At 36.3% G+C, this 18,536-nt stretch carries 18 protein-coding genes and 1 riboswitch; of the genes, 9 read left to right on the plus strand and 9 right to left on the minus strand.

Annotated features, from left to right (window positions below):
• The first annotated feature begins 50 nt into the window (after positions 1-50).
• The 5 genes from ACM6HU_RS25010 (at position 51) to ACM6HU_RS25030 (ending at position 4,564) form a co-directional block, all read left to right on the plus strand.
• Positions 51-494, plus strand: coding sequence for a MaoC family dehydratase (locus ACM6HU_RS25010; protein ID WP_016113919.1), 444 nt, complete (start codon positions 51-53; stop codon positions 492-494).
• 185 nt (positions 495-679) lie between these two features.
• Entirely contained in the window at positions 680-865 is a 186-nt protein-coding gene (locus ACM6HU_RS25015) for an alpha/beta-type small acid-soluble spore protein (protein ID WP_000241213.1), read from the plus strand.
• 115 nt (positions 866-980) lie between these two features.
• Positions 981-2,300, plus strand: a complete 1,320-nt coding sequence (locus tag ACM6HU_RS25020; protein WP_016113918.1) for a TrkH family potassium uptake protein — start codon at positions 981-983, stop codon at positions 2,298-2,300.
• A 38-nt stretch (positions 2,301-2,338) separates the two neighbouring features.
• Positions 2,339-2,504, plus strand: a riboswitch (yybP-ykoY riboswitch).
• Between the two features lie 92 nt (positions 2,505-2,596).
• Positions 2,597-3,394 carry a TerC family protein gene (locus ACM6HU_RS25025; protein ID WP_088093991.1) on the plus strand — a complete coding sequence of 266 codons (798 nt, stop codon included), beginning with the start codon at positions 2,597-2,599 and terminating at the stop codon, positions 3,392-3,394.
• Between the two features lie 318 nt (positions 3,395-3,712).
• The gene (locus ACM6HU_RS25030; RefSeq protein ID WP_088093990.1) at positions 3,713-4,564 is read left to right on the plus strand and encodes a formate/nitrite transporter family protein; all 852 of its coding nucleotides are present in this window, start codon (positions 3,713-3,715) and stop codon (positions 4,562-4,564) included.
• Between the two features lie 29 nt (positions 4,565-4,593).
• Here the strand turns inward: ACM6HU_RS25030 and ACM6HU_RS25035 are convergent, their stop codons facing one another.
• From ACM6HU_RS25035 to ACM6HU_RS25075, 9 genes are all read right to left on the minus strand, one after another.
• Positions 4,594-4,905: a cyclic-phosphate processing receiver domain-containing protein gene (locus tag ACM6HU_RS25035; RefSeq protein ID WP_016113915.1), complete on the minus strand. Its 312-nt coding sequence runs from the start codon at positions 4,903-4,905 to the stop codon at positions 4,594-4,596.
• Positions 4,906-4,969: 64 nt separating this feature from the next.
• Positions 4,970-5,752, minus strand: coding sequence for a prepilin peptidase (locus ACM6HU_RS25040; protein WP_414848498.1), 783 nt, complete (start codon positions 5,750-5,752; stop codon positions 4,970-4,972).
• Between the two features lie 53 nt (positions 5,753-5,805).
• Positions 5,806-6,516: a LutC/YkgG family protein gene (locus ACM6HU_RS25045; protein ID WP_016113913.1), complete on the minus strand. Its 711-nt coding sequence runs from the start codon at positions 6,514-6,516 to the stop codon at positions 5,806-5,808.
• On the minus strand, positions 6,516-7,937 hold the full coding sequence (locus ACM6HU_RS25050) for a LutB/LldF family L-lactate oxidation iron-sulfur protein (RefSeq protein WP_088093989.1): 1,422 nt from the start codon (positions 7,935-7,937) through the stop codon (positions 6,516-6,518). Before ACM6HU_RS25050 ends, ACM6HU_RS25045 begins: the two co-directional genes overlap by 1 nt.
• Before the next feature lie 16 nt (positions 7,938-7,953).
• Positions 7,954-8,673: a (Fe-S)-binding protein gene (locus tag ACM6HU_RS25055; RefSeq protein ID WP_016113911.1), complete on the minus strand. Its 720-nt coding sequence runs from the start codon at positions 8,671-8,673 to the stop codon at positions 7,954-7,956.
• 171 nt (positions 8,674-8,844) lie between these two features.
• Positions 8,845-9,534, minus strand: a complete 690-nt coding sequence (locus ACM6HU_RS25060; RefSeq protein WP_255254994.1) for a FadR/GntR family transcriptional regulator — start codon at positions 9,532-9,534, stop codon at positions 8,845-8,847.
• A 314-nt stretch (positions 9,535-9,848) separates the two neighbouring features.
• A complete protein-coding gene (locus ACM6HU_RS25065; RefSeq protein WP_016113909.1) occupies positions 9,849-11,249 on the minus strand; it encodes a sensor histidine kinase in 1,401 nt (466 codons plus the stop codon).
• A gap of 1 nt (position 11,250) precedes the next feature.
• Complete coding sequence (locus ACM6HU_RS25070; RefSeq protein ID WP_016113908.1) at positions 11,251-11,922, minus strand: response regulator transcription factor; 672 nt, start codon at positions 11,920-11,922, stop codon at positions 11,251-11,253.
• Positions 11,919-12,896 (minus strand): YncE family protein, encoded by a 978-nt coding sequence (locus tag ACM6HU_RS25075; protein WP_016113907.1) that lies wholly within the window; start codon positions 12,894-12,896, stop codon positions 11,919-11,921. The genes ACM6HU_RS25070 and ACM6HU_RS25075 overlap by 4 nt, the downstream gene beginning before the upstream one ends.
• Positions 12,897-13,032: 136 nt before the next feature.
• Between ACM6HU_RS25075 and ACM6HU_RS25080 the strand changes: the two genes are divergently transcribed.
• From ACM6HU_RS25080 to ACM6HU_RS25095, 4 genes are all read left to right on the plus strand, one after another.
• Positions 13,033-14,148 (plus strand): CdaR family transcriptional regulator, encoded by a 1,116-nt coding sequence (locus ACM6HU_RS25080; RefSeq protein WP_088093988.1) that lies wholly within the window; start codon positions 13,033-13,035, stop codon positions 14,146-14,148.
• A 190-nt stretch (positions 14,149-14,338) separates the two neighbouring features.
• Positions 14,339-15,751 carry a glycolate oxidase subunit GlcD gene (glcD, locus tag ACM6HU_RS25085; protein WP_088093987.1) on the plus strand — a complete coding sequence of 471 codons (1,413 nt, stop codon included), beginning with the start codon at positions 14,339-14,341 and terminating at the stop codon, positions 15,749-15,751.
• Entirely contained in the window at positions 15,748-17,076 is a 1,329-nt protein-coding gene (locus ACM6HU_RS25090; protein WP_414848499.1) for a (Fe-S)-binding protein, read from the plus strand. The genes glcD and ACM6HU_RS25090 overlap by 4 nt, the downstream gene beginning before the upstream one ends.
• A 458-nt stretch (positions 17,077-17,534) precedes the next feature.
• The gene (locus ACM6HU_RS25095; RefSeq protein WP_414848500.1) at positions 17,535-18,359 is read left to right on the plus strand and encodes a CAP domain-containing protein; all 825 of its coding nucleotides are present in this window, start codon (positions 17,535-17,537) and stop codon (positions 18,357-18,359) included.
• Positions 18,360-18,536 lie beyond the last annotated feature (177 nt).

Below are 18,536 nucleotides of genomic sequence, written 5' to 3' on the forward strand. Positions count from 1 at the left end.
TTACATCAAGATGGCTTACATTTTTCGATATGGAAAAGAAGGAGGAAAACATGAATCTATTTCAAGAAGCGCAGTCTGTTCAAGAGCTTCATTATGATGAGATTCAAGTTGGCGATCAAGCATCCTTAACAAAAACGATTACCAATGAAGATATTATCACTTTTGCAAAACTGACCGGGGATGTGAATCCAATTCATATTCTGGACTCTTTTGCAAAAACAACAATGTTTAAAGAAAGAATTGCACATGGTATGCTTGTTTCAGGATTTATTTCGACCATTCTCGGAACAAAATTACCAGGAAAAAACACAATTTATTTATCACAAAATGTATCATTTCGTGCACCTGTAAAAATTGGTGATACCTTACGCGTAGTCGCAGAAGTTATCAAAAAACGTGATGATAAAAAAATTATTACGTTGCAAACAAATGTATATAATCAATGGAATGATATAGTTGTCGAAGGTACAGCAACAATAATGAAAAAAGAGTAGCATGTGTGCTACTCTTTTTTCGTATCCAATAACTTCTAATCTCACCGATTACTTCCGTGTATGACCAAACATATAACACATACACTAACGATACCAGTTTATACAGTGAGCTTGTATCAGCAAAACATTCCTTTACTGCTCATTAAAAACAAATAAACTGGAATATAAATTAGGATGTGTTATCAATGGTAAAAACAAATAAATTACTTGTTCCTGGTGCTGAGCAAGCCCTAGAACAATTTAAATATGAAATTGCACAAGAGTTTGGTGTAAGCTTAGGTTCGAATACAGCATCTCGTTCTAACGGATCTGTCGGTGGCGAAGTAACAAAACGTCTCGTTTCCTTAGCACAACAACAATTACGTGGATAATTCTATAAATAATTGATTCAGGGGCAGATATATTCTGCCTCTTTTCCTTTTCAACATACATTGTAATTCTTTTTGACATACTACAAAGAGCACGCCGAAAGGAAAGGTATATAATATGAAACGGATTAATATTAAAATGAGTCCTCCTCGTGTACTTACGTTATCTTTTATTGCACTATCCATTATCGGAACATGCCTATTAAAACTGCCTATCTCCACTACAACTTCAATTTCTTGGCTAGATGCATTATTTACAACTGTTTCTGCATTTACAGTTACAGGGCTCGGCGTTGTTGACACCGGAAAAGTGTTCACCCTATTTGGGCAACTTGTTATTTTAACACTCATACAAGTTGGCGGTCTCGGCATTATGAGCTTTGCTATATTAATCGCGATTATGCTCGGGAGAAAAATCGGTCTCCAAAATCGAATTTTACTACAGCAAGCATTAAATCAAACAAATATCGGCGGAGTGATTCGTCTCGCAAAATCATTATTTCTATTTTCTTTTACCATTGAATGTTTCGCTACTCTTCTTCTTGCTTTTGAATGGGTTCCAAAATACGGTGTTTCTAACGGACTATATTATAGTTTTTTTCATGCCATTTCAGCATTTAACAACGCCGGGTTTTCCATTTGGACTGATAATTTAATGTCACAATCTCATAGTATACTCGTCAACATAGTCATTTCTTCTCTCATTATTTTAGGCGGAATTGGTTTCACAGTCATAGTGGATATAAAAAGAAAACGCAACTTTAAGAACCTTACATTACACTCTAAACTTATGCTCTCATCTACTCTTATTGTAAATATTGCTGCTACAATTTTAATTTTTATATTTGAATTCCATAATCCAATTTCTATGAAAGGATTTACACCGTTTGAAGAAGGACTAGCAGCCTATTTCCAAGCTGTTTCCACACGTACAGCTGGCTTTAATACTGTAGACATGGCACAATTAACAAAACCATCCCTTTTACTAATGATGTTGCTCATGTTCATTGGAGCTGGTAGTGCTTCAACAGGTGGCGGCATTAAATTAACAACTTTTTTAATTATGCTACTCGGGGTTCTTAAATTTTTACAAGAGCAAGATGACATTGTTATCTTTAAAAAATCAATAAAAGATGGTTTGATTGTAAAATCACTTGCCATTGTAGTCATTTCAATCTCATTTATTTTTTTCGCCATATTAATTTTAAGTATCACCGAACAAGTCCCCCTCTTAATGAGTGCCTTTGAAGTATTTTCGGCATTTGGGACTGTTGGTCTCAGTATGGGACTTACCTCAAAATTGACAATAATCGGAAAGATAACCATTATATTTATGATGTTTTTTGGAAAAATGGGTCCTTTAACATTAGCATTTTCTTTTGCACATAAAAAACAAAGAAAGATAAAATATCCAAACGAAGACATTTTAACAGGTTGACAAACATTTACATTATCCATATAATGAAAATACAATAGCATATTTCCAAAGGGGAGTAGCGTCCAAGAATATATTCTTGGAAACAAAGTCGTCATTACGTAGAACTCAGTTCTTCCGGCTTTGTTGGCATTTTCATTACATATGTCTAGCAAGACCTTTGCCTATCAACGGCAGAGGTCTTTTTTGTATTCTTTTCCAATTCCTCCCATCGTTGATAGGTTGGAGTATGGGGAAACTAAACAGTGGGGAAACCTCTTCACTTGTTTAGGATTTATACAATTGAGAGGAGAATGTACATGGATGTATCATTATTATTGGAGTATGGTTGGGTATTATTAATTTTAGTTGCACTAGAAGGAATTTTAGCAGCTGATAACGCGCTAGTTCTTGCTATCATGGTCAAACATTTACCAGAAGAAAAAAGAAAAAAAGCATTGTTTTATGGATTAGCAGGAGCTTTCGTGTTCCGCTTCGGATCATTGTTTATGATCTCTTTCTTAGTCGACGTATGGCAAGTGCAAGCACTGGGGGCGATTTACTTAATGTTTATCGCTGGTAACCATTTATTCAAAACATATGTTAAAAAGAATACACATGAAGAAACTGAAGAGAAAGAAACAAAGAAAAAACAAGAAAACTTTTGGTGGACAGTATTTAAAGTTGAAGTTGCCGACATTGCGTTTGCCGTTGATTCCATTTTAGCAGCTGTTGCATTAGCGATGACTTTACCAAAAACAGGCCTTGGTACAATTGGTAGTCTTGATACAGGACAATTTCTTGTTATTTTTGCAGGCGGGCTCATTGGTTTAATCATTATGCGATTTGCTGCATCTGCTTTCGTACAACTATTAAAACGCAAACCAGGTTTAGAAACTGCCGCTTTCTTAATTGTTGGTTGGGTTGGTGTTAAATTAGCTGTTTATACATTGGCTCATCCTGCTTTAGGCGTTATTCCACACAGTTTCCCAGAATCAGCACCATGGAAAATTGGATTTTGGATTGTACTAATTGGAATTGCAATGGGTGGTTGGTTCTTATCTAAAGATACAAGTGTCCAAAATACACAAAAGAATTTGGATGAAAAAGCGCTGTAACAACAGCGTTTTTTCATTTACCTCACTCTAAATAGTCCCCCTTCCAAAATAGATAGATGGAGGATAACTAATCCATTTGCCATCCTTGAAAGATAACGCCCCAATGATAGAAGTTTCATTTTATTACATAAAAAGTTTCCATTTCCCTCTATTTTTACAAACATATGATATCATACCACAATTTGTTAACGCTTTCATTTAGAAGGTATGTCCTTTTTGTGAAACATTGCACAAACTTATTGAAACTAAGAGTAAATACGTGTACCTTATTTATATAAAGAGTACTTACAGACAATGTACTAAAGGAGCGTATTACTTATGCTAGAACAAGGATTAGCTTACGTTGTACAACTTGCGCAGAAAAAGAAACAAATGTTGGATGCAAATCCAATGCAATATTTCATTCGCGCTGCACTAGCTGGCATCTATATTGGTTTTACTATTGTACTATGTTTTAAATTAGGAAATTTTTTCAATGTTGTAAATTCACCCGCAACATATTTAGCATCTTCTATGTTTTTTGGAATTGCACTCATATTAATTATATATGGTGGAGCTGAATTATTCACAGGAAATACAATGTATTTTACAGTCGCAACTCTGCGAAAAGAAACAACAATTGGCGATACACTTCGTAACTGGGTTGCTTGTTATGCAGGTAACTTAGCAGGTGCAGTATTTTTTGCATTGTTATTTTATGCAACTGGTATTTTCCAATCAATCGATCATAAACATTTAATGAATATAGTCGTTGCAGGAAAAATGGGAACACCTACAATGCAATTATTTTTCAAAGCGATTTTATGTAACTGGCTTGTGTGCCTTGCATGTTTCCTTCCTTCTCAAGTAAAAGGAGATACAGCAAAAATACTTATGATGATGTTTCTTGTCTTTACTTTCTTCTTATCCGGTTATGAACATAGTATTGCAAACTTATCATTATTTGCACTATCTTTAGTATCACCACATCCTGATACAGTTTCTTTCGCTGGTGCTATCCATAACCTAATTCCGGTTACAATTGGCAACATTATCGGCGGATCCGTATTCGTTGGGATGGTATATCATTATTTAACTCAAAAAAATCCAGAACCTAAAGCGGCAGAAGATAACCTAGAAGCAGTTCAACAAGAAGAAATCATCCCTTTACAAGCACAGATGAAACACTAAAAAAGTTCCAAGGATCCCCTTGGAGCTTTTTAACTTCCAGTGCATTTCACCTGTATATTTGAGGAAATCTCTCTCGTTTCTTTTCCTTTATTTATCCGCTCTAACATGTACTGCATACCAATTGAATCATTTGTATGTAAATGAATTTCCTGTACATAAAGGCCTTCCGTACAAAAAACTTCTAAAAAATCCAAACCATTTTTCTGACGCCATCCCATATTATAATCGAGCGATATAATATCTACATCAGAATTGCGCAAAAAATTTAAAGCAGTTTCGACTGTTGTCGCTAAGACATAACCGAAGGGGCAAGGTCTTTGATCATCCATATACACTTTCATTTTCTACTTCTCCTTTATCCCGCTATTTGCGGACAGTAATACCTCCACTGATTACAGTTTCACTTTATTCCAGATATATCATAGCCAAATAACATATTGTTCCAAGTGCAATAAACGATCCGAATGGCAATGGTTGTCTTGATGTAATACGCTTGAGTAACATACCAATTCCAAAGAAACAAAGACTCAAACTAGAAGCACAACAAAGCACAATAAAAATTGCTTTCGCCCCTATTATAAATCCAAGTAGCGAAAGTAATTTCACATCACCTCCTCCAAGTCCATTCGGAAATAGAATTTGAACGAGATATAACACAATAAATATCGTTCCTCCACCAATCAAGCCCTCCCACCAAGGAACGAGTGAAATAAAAATATGTTCTAGTACAAATAAACAAGCAAAAGAGAATAAAATTACATCCGGGATTAACATATAGAACAAATCTGTCATTGTAATAATAATGAGTAAAGAAAGTAACGTCCATATAAGAATTAGTTCTTTATCCATTCCAATCACATACGTAAAAAAAAGAAATGCTCCCCCTGTTATCACCTCAAACAATGTATAAATAAAGGGTACTTTCATTTTACAATGAATGCAGCGACCTCTTTGTAAACAAAAAGAAATAATTGGAATAAGCTCTTTTGACCTTAGCGTATGACGACAATAGTCACAATAAGAACGAGGAGCAATAATAGATTGTCCAATAGGAATGCGTACTGCTACAACCGTATAAAAAGAACCTAGCACCGTCCCTATTAAAAAAGCATATAAATAAAATATCACACCATCCTCTCCTTCCCCAAAAAAATATAGCAAAAAGAGAGCGACACTTCCATTTCGCATTATCTTTGTTCTAATAAAAAAGCAGGCCATTTCTTGGCCTGCTTTTCCCCATTTTACACTACAAAATAATATGCTTTTAATGGTCCATGTACACCTACAACAAGATTCATTTCAATATCAGCTGAGTTACTTGGACCTGTAATAAAGTTAATACAAGATGCAACTTCTTCTCCATTCTCTACACGCGTATTCATATCATAAACCGCTTGTGTAATACGTGGTACAATTGTTTCACGTGGAATGATTGCAAAATAAATCGTAGGCAAGAAGTGTAAAGAACGACCTTGTCCTTTATGACTTTGCACGACAATTGTACCGGATTCTGCTAATGTGTAATCACTAAAAGCAATACCGATATTTGCTTTTTCAGCCAAGCGAATATTTTCTTCTTTTTTCTCTGGATCCCAAGTGTTTACTTCAACATTTTCGTTCGGAAGTTCTGTAGAAAATAGAGCATTCAAACCGTACGTATCAAAACGTTCGTCCCCCGATAATAAAATAGGACCGCCGCCGTTTTCAGTAATTATTTTGCGAACTACTGCACTCAGTTCATCCTTTGTTGTTTCAATTACAGTCGTATGAATGTTGGTACATTGTTTTTTGAATACTGCTAACAATTCTTCCTCTGAATAATCTTTCAACGTTTCTACGTTTACATTATTCTTCCATACCGGACGCTGTACTCCTTCTGTTTTACGCGCACGCCCAAGTTCTTTCGCAATGTTGTCTAAAAAGGAATCACGGTTTTGAATTGTCCCTGTCATCAGTCATTCCCGCCTTTCTTATGATCTTTATACCAATCACGGAATCTTTCTTTACTTGGAGCTGGGAACTCGCGAATATCCGTCCAGTTTTTCAGCGGTCCTACACCTTTCGTTACACGATTACCAGACGTAAATGGACTCATAGCAGCCGGAGCAATTTTAGATCCCATTTTGTATAAAGATGCGGAAGACGCACCCATACTAAACATCTTCATTGCTAATTTTTCTGCAAGTGGCGCTCGCCCTTCTTGCTCAACAATGACTTGGCGATGTTTTAATAACAAGTCATGCAATGGAATTTTTACCGGACAAGCTTCTGTACACGCTCCGCATAAACTAGAAGCATACGGAAGCTCTTTATAATCATCATATCCACCTAAAAGTGGTGTTAATACTGCCCCAATTGGACCAGAATAGATGGATCCATAAGAGTGACCACCAACATGACGATATACAGGACATACGTTTACACAAGCTGCACAGCGAATACATTGCAATACTTGACGGAATTCAGAACCTAAAATTGTAGAACGTCCATTATCAACAACAACTAAATGGAATTCTTCTGGTCCGTCTACTTCCTCTTCCTGAATTGGTCCTGCTACCGTTACATAACTCGTTAATTTTTGACCAACCGCACTACGGCACAGTAAACCAACAAGAACATCTAGTTCTTCCATAGTTGGAACCATACGTTCCATACCCATTACCGCGATTTGTGTTTTGGGAATAGACATAACAAGGTCAGCATTTCCTTCGTTTGTTACTAGACAAAGAGAGCCTGTATTTGCAACTGCAAAGTTACATCCCGTTACCCCAATTTCAGCATCCATAAATTTTTCACGAAGTTGTTTACGAACAAACTTTGTCATTTCATATGGATCATCAGAATTTTCATACCCAAGCTTTTCTTTAAACACATCACGAATTTGCGTTCTGTTTTTATGAAGTGCTGGTGCAATGATATGAGATGGTGGATCATTATCTACTTGTAAAATGTACTCACCTAAGTCACTCTCTAATACTTCACAGCCAATTTCTTCAAGTGCATGGTTCATGCTAATTTCTTCCGTTACCATCGACTTTGATTTTACAACTTTTTTTGCTTGCTTCTTCTTCGCTACCTCTTGAATATACTGTGCTGCTTCTTCTTTCGTTTTTGCAAAGAAAACATGCCCGCCTCTTTTAGATACATTTTCACTCAGTTGCATTAAATAGTAGTCTAAGTTTTCTAACGTATGCTGACGAATTTGTTCACCAAGTTCACGCCATTCTTCCCAGTTTCCTAATTCATCGGCTGCTTTTAAGCGATTTGTATATAAACGCGTTTGTGCAGAAGATACTGCCCCGCGCATAAATGAATCTTGAATTCCATCGCCAACGCGATCATTAAATTTTTTCTCACTGATTTTCATAGACATAGCTTATGTTCCCCCTTCATGAGCGACTATTCAATACCTCAGCAATATGCATTACTTTTACTTCTTTACCTAAGCGCTCAATACGTCCGCCAATGTTTAACAAACACCCACAGTCAGCACCAATTAAATAATCAGCACCTGTTTCCATCACACTATCCACTTTCTCATCTACCATTTGTTCAGAGATTGGTGTCATTTTAACTGAAAACGTTCCCCCAAAACCACAACAATTTTGTGCGTTTGGTAGTTCTTTTACAGTTAGCCCTTTTACATTTGATAGTAAAATTCCTGGAGCTTCTTTTACTCCTAGCAAACGTGTCATATGACAAGATTTGTGAACAGTCGCTGTTCCTTCTAAGTGCGCACCAACATCTGTAACTTTTAACACATCAACAATAAATTGTGTTAATTCATATGTTTTATCTGCCACTTTTTGTGCACGAGGTGCCCATTTTGGATCATCTTTAAAAACGTGTGGATACTCATGAAACATTGTCGCACAAGAACCAGATGGTGTAACGATATATTCTGCGTCTTCGAAAGTTTCAATCATATGCTTCATTGCTTCTTTTGCTGCTTCTACATGACCGCTGTTATATGCTGGTTGTCCACAGCAAACTTGAGCTTCTGGAAATTCAATTTCACACCCTAAATGCTCCAACAATTCAACCGTTGCTTTACCAACATTTGTTTCAAACATATCGACTAAGCAAGTAACAAACAAAGTAACTTTCATAATTATAATTCCCCCTCATTACAACTTTGCCAACAATCATATGGTCATCAGATGACTTGACGGAAAGAAGAAGCTAGGCATAATTGACCTACCTGAACCTCTCCCTAAAAAGAAAACGCTTACTCAATCTTTCTCTATTCTATCAGAAAAATGAAATTTTGAAAGACTAAATCACGAATTTATATCTTGTCTACCTGTGACAATATGCTCTACATTTGTTAAATGATTTAGCATTGCTTGCTGTGCAAATTCCACATCTTGTTTCAATACCGCATCATAAATAACTTGATGCTCTTCTAAAAGTCGTTCTGCTGTTGTTTGTTCACCATATAAAATAATGCGTCTCGACTCACCAATCGTCTCAGCAATCATTTCCGAAACATGATTCATAAGTTCGAGTAAGATGTTGTTATGTGAAGATTCTGCAATTCCCATATGAAAATGAAAGTCCGCTTTTTCACCAGCTCTTTCATTCCCCATGCTTTTTTCCATTTCATCTAACCAATGCTTCATATTTTTCAAATTATCTTCTGTACGTTTTACTGCTGCTGCCCGAACTGCCCCGACTTCAAGCACTTTTCGTACTTCCAATAAATCTAAAATATCTTCCTTCTTCATTAACAACATGTTATTTAAAGGTTTTGTCAATGCTGAAGAATCGAAGTTCTTCACATATGTTCCTTCCCCTTGTTTCATTTCAATTAACCCCATAGCTCGCAAGGCACTGAGCGCTTCACGAACTGCAGATCTGCCAACTTGAAACTGCTCGGCTAATTGATGAACAGGAAGAAGTTTGTCACCAGGTTTTAATGTACCATTTTTTATCATCGTTAAAATGGCTTCAGATACCTCTTCGTAAATTTTTTTCGGCTTAATAGATTTGTACTCCAGTTAAATCACCTCAGTATCATCCAAACAACAATTCAAACGATTTATAAGAACATAGCATCCATAACCATTTTAGAACGAATTAGTAAGAAGTACAAATGTTTTGTTCATAAAATCGCCAAATTTTTGTTATATGGAGGGAATTAATGGATATTATACCCAGTAGCGGGTTGTAACTGGTATTTAATCTGGTATTATTCTCCTTCATTTCCTATTTCCCCCTCTATTCACGGATAGTAAGACCCCCCACTTCAAAACGTGTTACGTTTAAGTGGGGAAATTGACAACTAAAACATACTTCCTTCTTCATTCGCAGGTAATTTTATAATAACTGTTGTTCCCTTCCCTTTTTCACTTTCGACTCGCCATTCTCCATCATGGATATGCACGATTTGTTTGACAATCGCAAGACCAAGACCTGTTCCACCATGCCTACGACTTCGCGCTTTATCAACCCGATAGAAACGTTCGCCAAGCTGCTCTAAATACTCAACATCAATACCAATTCCCGTATCCTTTATTTTCAATTCACACTGCCTATCTTTTTTCTGCAATTGTATAGAAATGTTTCCATTTTGATTTGTATAACGAATAGCGTTGTCTAGCAAGTTATGAAGCACCTGTTGCATCCGATCCTCATCAATCGTTACAATAATATCTGGATCAAGATCCGTTGAAATATACAGCTCTTTTTCCATACATTTCAATTCGTACGTTTCTAATACATCTTCAATAAGCTGCGCAAATACAATCGGTTGTTTTTTTAATGGAAAATGGTCTCCTTCAAGTTGCGCCAAATCCAATAAATCATGAACAAGCCGTTGCATACGACCAGCTTCTTTATGAATGAGCTGTGTAAATTTTGATTGTTGCTGTCCCTTTGCGATCCCATCTAATATCGCTTCACTATACCCCTTAATATAACTCAGTGGCGTCCGCAGTTCATGAGAAACATTTGCTAAAAATTCCTTACGTTTGACATCTTCCATTTCTAATGAATTTGCCATTTTATTAAACGCTTTCCCTAAACGTCCGATTTCATCTTCCGACGAAATCGTAATACGCTCAGAAAAATCTCCTGTTGCCATATGATTTGCAACCCGTTCCATTTGTGAGAGCGGTTTTGTAATCGCAATAATAATTTTTCTACCAATCCATATTGTAAGTAAAATCATAACGAAAGCTAATGGCGCTAAAATAAGTCCCATATCATAGATTAAATCTTTAATACTCTTTAATGGAATATATGAGTACACAATCCCAACTAATTTCTTTTCTTCTAAAACAGGAATGACAACTCCCATAATATTACGCTCGAAATGTTCTTCATATCCAACCTTCGTAACGGTCTTTCCATCTAACAATGTTTGTCTATCACTCTCACTAATAAGGGAATGATGATGTACATCAAAAGGTATACAAGCACTTAAATCACGAGGATTACTAACAAAAAGTACATCCGCACTCGAGATACGATCAAATGCCTGAACTTTCTCTCCAAACGCTAACGTACCCTCGTCCTTTTTATATTGCGATACGAGCCTTTTCCCTTCCATTACTAACGAATCTTCAATGTTTTGAACATATAACTTTTCATATGAATATAAGGACACGAAATAAAGAAAAGAAACTGTTACACATACTGCACATACCACCGTAAGCCAAAGCTTTTGTACCATCGTAAACATGTTACACCTCAAATTTATAACCTACACCCCAAACTGTTTGAATGTAGTTTCCACTTTCTCCAAGTTTTAAACGCATCGTTTTCACATGTGTATCTACCGTTCTCGTACTTCCTGCGTAATCATATCCCCATACTTTTTCAAGTAATTGCTCACGACTAAACACTTGTCCATTATGCCCACAAAGAAAATAAAGTAGATCAAACTCTTTTACAGTAAGAGAAATAGGCTCTCCGTCTATTTCAATTCGGCGACTTTTTTCGTTAATTACGATTGGACCAAATTGAAGTTCTTCTTGTTGTTCTTGCTTCGTATATCTTCTTAATACAGCTTCCATACGAGCAACGAGCTCACCTGGACTAAATGGCTTTACAATATAATCGTCCGCTCCCATCCGCAAACCATTAACGCGGTTCCATTCTTCTCCTTTTGCTGTTAAAAAAATAATCGGTACATCCGATATTTTTCGAATTTCTTTACAGACTGAAATTCCATCCATCTGTGGCATCATAATATCTAAAATAACAAAATCGTAATGATCTGTATCAAGCATATGAAGTGCATCTTTTCCGTTCTCTGCTTCTCCCCATTCATATCCGAAATTATCTAAATACATGCCAACAAGCTGTCTCATATCACTTTCATCATCTACAAGTAACACTTTATGTTTGTTCATCTCTCTCCCTCTCTCCCTTCTCGCTGCGTAAGTTGAAACGGTCCCTTTCCAACCGCAATCGTTTGTTTCACCTTCATTTTCTGAATATCAATTACATACACTTCATTACTATCATAGCTAGCTACATAACCTTCTTTCCCACTTTTCAAAAAAGCAAATGGATTAGATCCTGCCTCAAGAGCTCCTACTTCTTGATATGTTCGCGCATCAAATTTTCTTAATGTATTTGATCCATGACTTAATGCATACACGAATTTTTCATCTCCTGCAAGACTAACTGGCATAAATGGTGCATGTAAAGAGCGAACCATCTGTCCATCTGCTAAAGAATAAACCAATACTTTCTCATTCACTTGCTTCCCATCTCCATGTCCACCAATCCATATTTCCTTTCCATCAGCGCTGACCATTGCCCCTGTTGATGCTGGTGGTACCATAAATGAATGCACAACTTTCTTTTGGTCTAAGTCAATTGTTGATAACTGTGTATCATAAAAATTTAATACATGTAATTGTTTATCATTCTGCACCATTGTTAGCGGACCTTTTCCTACCGAAACACCCCCTGTCTCTTTTCCATTTATTGTAAATAATCGCACTTTTTGTTCATTTTGATCAGCCATAAATAATTGTTTTCCATCAATTGATACGATGACATTCGTAATTCCTTTTCCCGTTTTCCATTTGTTCACTTCGTTTCCTTTTGTTAACGAGTATATATATACATATTCTAACTGCTTACCATATACAAGCATGTCTTCCCCACTTGGCAGCAGCACGATTCCTGTAATAGGTTCTTTTAATTCCCATGTTGTTAATGTCTTTTTCGACTTTTCATCAATAAAACTAACGCTACCTTCTTTAATATTTGTTGTTATGATGATACTTTTATTTTTAGCAATCGGTGTATATGAATTCCCCTGACATCCTGCTAACAGAAACAAAAAACATAGCAGAAAAAAGTATTTCTTCAAAAGATTCCCTCCATCTTTAGATGATTTCGTTATAATTGTAAAATAGCAAATATTTGTGAGGAAAGTGTGAAATCTTCCTATCTTAATAAAACTACATATATAATGTACAACAAATAGAACTAGAGGTGTGCAAATTATGCTTTTTCCCGATTTAGCAAACAAAATTGTCCGTGAAGTTCGAAGGCTAATTACTGAAAGTATTATAATAATTGATATACAAGGTACAATTATCGCTAGCACAAATGCAGCACGCATTGGACAATTTCATGAAGGTGCTCTTCGCTGTGCGAAAGAAAAGAAAACTGTCATTATTACAAAAGAAGATGAGCGGTATTTACAAGGAGTAAAAGCAGGAATGAATCTGCCTCTCCTTTTCCATGATGAAGTAATCGGCGTTATTGGTATTACAGGTGAACCTGAAAGCATTTCACAATACGGCGAAATATTACGAAAAATGACCGAATTATTAATTCATGAAAATTATTTTTTAGAACAACTAGAACTAGAACAACGTTCATATGAAGCTTTTGTTTTTGATTGGTTACAAAGCAATGATTGGTCTCCTAGTTTTCTCGACCGTGCGAAAACACTCGGTATTGATTTACATAAGAAAAAACAACTTATTTTATTTTCAATTGATCAAGATGATACGATGCTACAACGAAAAATTTGGCAGCATATTCGTAACTTGTTAGCTAAAGAGGAACTATTTGTACGCTGGGGAAATGATCGTTTCATACTATTTACAGCAATGGAAGCAAAGAAAAGAATGTTTCAATTTTTAAAGAAATTGAAACACGATTGTGAATCTTTATTTCCGATTACACTATATATTGGTATTGGACAAACAGTAATGCCAAATGAAATGCATGTATCATACGAACAAGCATTGCGTGCGCTTTCGGTTGCCTTTGAAACGAAAGGCATTATATTTAATGAAGATTTACGTTTAGAAATGTGTTTACAAGATATTACCGCTGACACTCGCGAAGAATTTCTTCAACGCACCATTTATCGCTTGCTACCTGCAACTGAACTCATGCAAACACTACGCTTATTTATCGATCATAATCAATCCTATAAACAAACAGCAGAAATGTTACACATTCATATTAATACATTACATTACAGACTTAAAAAAATAGAAGATTACACAGGACTTGCCCCAAAACAATTTAAAGATTTAATCATTTTATACTTTGCACTGCTTTTATTAGATAATCATACAAAAAAAGACAGTAAAATCAATTAATCTTTAGTTAATTATACATAGAAAGAAACCCCCTACTTTTTTATGATTATAATGAAAACACTGTTACAACGTGTATATTCTTATTTTCTTACTATCAGTAATTTTCTTTGCAACACACCACTGAATAATGAAATGAGTCAAACTCTTATGAATAGGATAAACAAGTTAACAGTTTGAGGGGGATTTTCTAATGTTAGAACAACATATTATTGATTCGTTCGTATCTATTGTTGGCAAAGATAATGTAGATACATCCAACATGGGACGTTTAACGTATAGTTACGATGCAACTCCAAATTTCCAAGCGATGCCTGATGCGGTTGTCGCACCACGCAATACGAACGAAGTAGCTGAAATATTAAAAGTATGTAACGATCATAAAGTTCCAGTTTACGTTCGGGGCTCTGGAACAAACCTTTGCGCAGGAACATGTCCACTTGAAGGCGGAGTTGTTCTTCTCTTCCGCCATATGAATCATATTTTAGAAATAGATGAAGAAAACTTAACAATTACCGTGCAAGCTGGTGTCATTACACTTGATATTATTAAAGCAGTGGAAGAAAAAGGGCTATTTTATCCACCAGATCCAAGCTCTATGAAGATTTCTACAATCGGTGGGAATATCAATGAAAATTCCGGTGGCTTACGCGGTTTAAAATACGGTGTAACACGAGATTATGTTATGGGCCTTGAGATTGTCTTGCCAAATGGTGATATCATTCGCACCGGTGGTAAATTAGCAAAAGATGTAGCTGGCTATGATTTAACTCGCCTATTCATCGGCTCTGAAGGCACACTTGGTGTTGTAACAGAAGCCATTTTAAAACTTGTTCCAATGCCTGAAACAAAGAAAACAATGCTTGCATTATATCAAGACATCAATGAAGCTGCTCGTGCTGTATCAGCAATTATTGCCAATAAAATTATTCCAGCAACACTTGAATTTTTAGATCAACCAACAATTGAAGTGGTAGAAGAATTTGCACAGATTGGTTTACCAACAGATGTAAAAGCAATTCTCCTAATCGAACAAGATGGCTCTCCTGAAGTTGTGAACCGCGATATTGAAAAAATGGCTGAAGTTTGCCGTTCTATGCATGCGGTTGATGTTCGTGTTGCAAAGGATGAAACAGAAGCAGATGCACTCCGTACAGCGCGTCGCAGTGCGCTCTCTGCTTTAGCAAGACTGAAACCTACCACAATTTTAGAAGATGCTACTGTACCACGTTCTCAAATTGCTCCTATGGTTGAAGCAATTAATGCCATCGCTAAAAAATATGATATTTCTATTTGTACATTCGGGCATGCTGGTGATGGAAACTTACATCCAACATGTATGACCGATGCTCGTAATGCTGAAGAAATGCACCGTGCTGAACAAGCCTTTGCAGAAATTTTCGAAAAGGCAATTGAACTTGGTGGTACCATTACAGGTGAACATGGCGTTGGTGCCATGAAAGCTCCTTATTTAGAGTTGAAATTAGGAAAAGAAGGCATCGCTGCTATGAAAGGTATTAAGCAAGCTTTCGATCCACATAACATTATGAATCCTGGAAAAATGTTTGCCAAGGACTCTCGTAAAAGAGTGGTGGTAGAAAGATGACAACATTAAATAAGGAACAGATTCAAAAAGAATTTAAAGAACGCCTGAATGAAGATGAATTATTAAACTGTATGCGATGTGGATTTTGTTTACCAACTTGTCCTACCTATATTCAATCTGGATATAAAGAGTCTCATTCCCCGCGCGGTCGTATCGCTTTAATGAAGGGCGTTGTCGATGGATTAATTGAGCCGGATGAAGATGTTGAAAACACATTAAATGTTTGCCTTGGGTGCCGCGCTTGTGAACCTGTTTGCCCATCTGGCGTAAATTACGGACATTTATTAGAAGAAGCACGCGATATTATGAATCAAAATAAAAAGTTCTCTATGCCAGTCAAAGCTGTTCGCAAAATTGTATTCGAGGGCTTATTTCCTCACCAAAATCGCATGCGAGCATTAACAGGACTAATCGGCTTTTATCAACGCTCTGGCTTACAAACGTTAACACATAAAACAGGCATTATGAAGTTGTTCCCAGAAACACTCGCAACAATGGATCTCGTCTTACCAAAAGTACCTAAGATGAAAGAAATGAAAAATCGCCCTAAATTTTTACCAGCTGAAACAACAAAGAAAAAACGTGTTGCTTTCTTTACTGGCTGTTTAATGGATACAATGTTTTTGGAAACAAACAACGCTACGATGAAACTCCTTCAGCTTGCTGGCTGTGATGTTGTGATCCCAAAAGAACAAAGTTGCTGCGGAGCACTACATGGTCATGCCGGGGAAAAAGGTGGCGCAAAAGAGCTTGCAAAACGAAACATCCAAGCCTTTGAAGATTTAAAAGTTGATTATATTATTACAAACGCCGGTGGTTGCGGCGCGTATCTCGTAGATTATGACTACTTATTAAAAGATGATCCAAAATGGGCAGAACGCGCAAAACAATTTGTTGCGAAAATAAAAGATATCACTGCTATTTTAGTAGAATTAGATTTTCATAAACGAACTGATTTACGCCTTCCTCCGCAAATTATTACGTATCAAGACTCTTGTCACTTGCGTAATGTCATGCGGACATCTTCTCAACCTCGTATGCTCTTACAAGCAATTCAAGGTGTGACATATCGTGAAATGAAAGAAGCGGATCGTTGCTGCGGTTCTGCTGGTATTTATAATATTGTACATTCGGAATTATCCATGGAATTTTTAGATTACAAAATGGAACGTGTTCATGAAACCGATGCAACAACAATTGTCACTGCAAATCCAGGGTGCTTACTACAAATGAAACTCGGCATTGAACGTGAAAAGCTTTCTCATAAAATGAGAGGTATTCATATTGTAGATTTATTATTAGAAGCAATTGAATCAAACTCGTAATATATGTAACAATGTGAAAACGGCTATCTCTTTCTTCTATGTAAAGAGATAGCCGCTTTTTTATTCACTACAAGATTAAAAATATGTTACCGTCTATAAAAAAAGAACAACAAAAAGATTACAGCCTTGTAAAAAAGCATCCATTATATCCCTCAAAAAAATGGTGAAACCCTTGGTGTGAATGGTTTTCATCTTTCCTAAATAGGTAATTATAACCAAAATATTACCTCTATAAGCAAAGCAGGAAATGCTGAAAATTCCTTTTACAATCTAGTTTTCTCGCATTCCACCTCATATTGAAATCTAGGATAAAATAGGTAATTTTATAGTCTATGTATTTTTTTCCATCTTTTTTCCGGCAATTTGTATGCTACGATGAATTTGTCAGTCGGACAGGCTGTCAAAAATAAATCTGTGTGAGAACAGTTAAAAAACTTTTACATAGGGGGACACATATCATGAAAAAGCGTGTTTTATTATCTGTAGCAGCAGCAACTGCATTTACATTCGGAGCATCTACTCTTAGTGCCCAGGCAGCAACGGTACAACCATCTACAATAAAGGTTCAAAATATTCAGCAATCTAAAGTCTTTATGCAACATATGAATCAACAAGAATTACAAAAATACTTACAATCTATGGGAATTAACTCTCTAGCACAATGGAATCAAGTAAAATTCCAACAAGGTAACTGCTTCATTCCTGGTCAGCAACCAAACGTACCTACTACACCAGAGGTTACTAAACCAGAAACTACTAAACCGGTAGAACAAAAACCGGCTGAAGAAACAGCAAAACCAGAGGCTCAAAAGCCAGCTGAAAATAACAACAACAACAACAATACTAATAACAATGAAGCACAAAAACCTGCTGAAAATAAGCCAGCTGAAGAAGCAAAAGGCTCTTTAAGCGAATTTGAACAACGCGTTGTTGAATTAACAAATGCTGAGCGTGCAAAACAAGGCTTACCAGCATTAAAAGTTGACGCTGAATTAAGTAAAGTTGCACGTACTAAATCTGAAGATATGCAAAAAAATAACTACTTCGATCATACTAGCCCAACATACGGATCTCCATTCGATATGATGAAGAAGTTCGGTATTTCTTATAAATCTGCAGGTGAAAACATCGCACAAGGCCAACGTACACCAGAAGAAGTTGTACAAGCTTGGATGAATAGTGAAGGTCACCGTGCAAATATTTTAAATAGTGGTTACACTCACATCGGTGTTGGTTATGTTGAAAGTGGAAACTACTGGACACAACAATTTATCACGAAGTAAGTATATGAATTAAAACCTTTCTTTTTAGAGGGGGAGAGAGGATCCGGCCGTACATAGAAGCGGTCGGATCCTTTTTCTGTCCCATGCCATGTGAAACCAAAAGGAGACAATGAGTACAGGTCTCCTTTTGTTCTTCATAGCAGCGACTTATATATTGGAAAATCAAAGTGGATTTAT

Origin of the sequence: Bacillus sp. IT-79MI2 (genome assembly GCF_949768135.1) — a bacterium.
Classification (GTDB): Bacteria; Bacillota; Bacilli; order Bacillales; family Bacillaceae_G; genus Bacillus_A; species Bacillus_A pseudomycoides.